Origin of the sequence: Streptomyces sp. PA03-6a (assembly GCF_033792765.1) — a bacterium.
In the GTDB taxonomy this organism is placed as follows: domain Bacteria; phylum Actinomycetota; class Actinomycetes; order Streptomycetales; family Streptomycetaceae; genus Actinacidiphila.
Window position 1 is genome coordinate 1 of record NZ_JARAVK010000525.1, and the last position, 2,061, is coordinate 2,061.

Here is a 2,061-nt window from a genome sequence, read left to right on the forward strand (position 1 = left end):
CCCCGGTCCCCGGCGCCCCCCGCCGCCACGACTACGCGCGCCACGGGACGCTCGCCGGACCCCTCAACGACCCCCCGCGGCCAGGGGTGCTGTACCGGGTCAGGTACCGCAGCCTGATCTCCCGCGAAGGGCACCGGATCCGCACCTGGCTGCTGCTCACCGCCGCACCCCTGGCCTCGCTGGGCGTGCTGGTCTGGCTCGTGCAGCCGCGCCACTGGACGGCCCGCGAGACCGCGCCGCAGTGGGCGCACGTCGCGGACACCGCGATGCTGGTCTCCCTCGGCCTCCTCGAACTCCTCCGCCTGGTCGCCGTCCTCGCCCACGCCCACGCCACCCTGGTCGCCCGCGACCCGGTCCCGGTCGCCCCGGCACCGGGCACCCGGGTCGCCCTCCTGGTCTCCTCCGCCCCGGGCGGGGAGTCCCTGGAGGGGCTGCGGGCCACGCTGGAGGGCGCGGTACGCGTCCGGCACGACGGCCCCGTCGACGTGTGGCTGCTGGACCAGGACGACGACCCGGAGGCCCGGCGGCTCTGCGGGACGCTGGGCGTACGGCACTTCACCCGCAAGGGCGTCGCGCGCTGGAACCACCCCAAGGGCGCCCTGCGCGCCGGCGCCCGGCACGGCGACCACAACGCCTGGCTCGACGCCCACGGCGGCGACTACGAGTTCACCGCCTGCGTCGGCACCGGTCAGGTCCCGCTCCCCCACTACCTGGAGCGGATGCTCGGTTACTTCCGCGACCCGGACGTCGCCTTCGTCGTCGGGCCGCAGGTCCACGGCGACCACGACACCGCCGTGACGAGGGCCGCCGAGAGCCACCGCTTCCTCGTCCACGCCTCCGCGCAGCGGGCCGCCAACCGTTACGGCTCCGCCCTGTTCACCGGCACCACCGACGTCGTCCGCGTCTCGGCGCTGCGGCAGGCCGGCGGGATGTACGACTCCGCCGCCGGCGACCTGGCCACCGGGCTGGAGATCCACGCCCGCCGCAACCCCGCCACCGGCCGCAAGTGGCGCTCGGTCCACACCCCGGACGTGGTGGCCGTCGGCCGGGGACCGTCCTCCTGGCACGGCTTCTTCGCCCAGGAACTGCGCCGCAGCCGCGGCACCTACGAGTCCCTCCTGCGGCAGTTCTGGAAGGCCCCGTGGAAGCTGCGCCCCGGCAGCCTGCTCACCTACACGCTGACGGCCGCCCGTTACCCCCTCTCGGGCCTCGGCTGGATCCTCTCCGTGCTGGCCTGCGCGCTCTTCCTGGGGCTCGGTGCCTCCGGCACCCCCTTCGACCCCACGGTGTGGCTGGCGCTCCACGGCGCCGCCGTCGCGTTCCGGATCGCCCTGTGCCTGGGGACCCGCGGGCGCAACGCCGGCCCCCACCGGCCGAAGGGGTCCTTCGGCGTCGCGGGGCTGGTGATGTCCGCGGTGTCCGCCCCGCTCCACGTGCTCTCCCTGGTACGGACGGTGCTCCGGCGCCCGCAGGGCCGGCTCGCCGCGGCCGGGGGCGACCCGGCCCGCCCGGACCGGCTCGCCGCCTTCCGCGTCCACCTGCTGTGGGCGGCCCTGCTCGCCGGTTCGCTGCTCGCCTCGGTCCCCCGCGGCCACGCCCACCCGGCGATGCGCGTCTGGGCCGCGATCGCGCTGCTGACCTCCCTGGTCCCGCTGCTGGTCTGGCGGTGCAGCGTGCTGCGGCGCCGGGTGGCGGGCGTCCTGGCCGCTCGGCGGGCGCGACGGGCCCGGCGTACGGCAAGGGGCCGGCACCGCGCGCCCAGGCAGCGCGCCACCGCCCGCATGGCGGCGGTACGGCACCACATGGCGCGGCGCTGAGGAACACCGCAGGACCCGGCACACGAGGACGGCCGCCCGGTACGGGCGGCCGTCCTTGCTTCGTCCTCGCCTCGTCCGCCTCAGCTCCCGCCGGGCGCCGCGGGCCTCGACGGCACCGCCCCGGGGGCGGCCGAGGAGGAGCTGGAGGGAACGGCCACCGAAGCCGGGGCATTCAACGGAGCCGGGGCAGCCGCAGAGGGCGGGGCGGACGCCGGAGCCGGGGCGGACGCCGACGGGGTCCAGG

1 protein-coding gene is annotated in these 2,061 nt (G+C 77.2%); it reads left to right on the plus strand.

Annotated features, from left to right (window positions below; translation table 11 throughout):
* A partial coding sequence (locus PV350_RS46315) for a glycosyltransferase family 2 protein (RefSeq protein WP_500339278.1) occupies window positions 1-1,817 on the plus strand: 1,817 nt, incomplete at its 5' end.
* Window positions 1,818-2,061 lie beyond the last annotated feature (244 nt).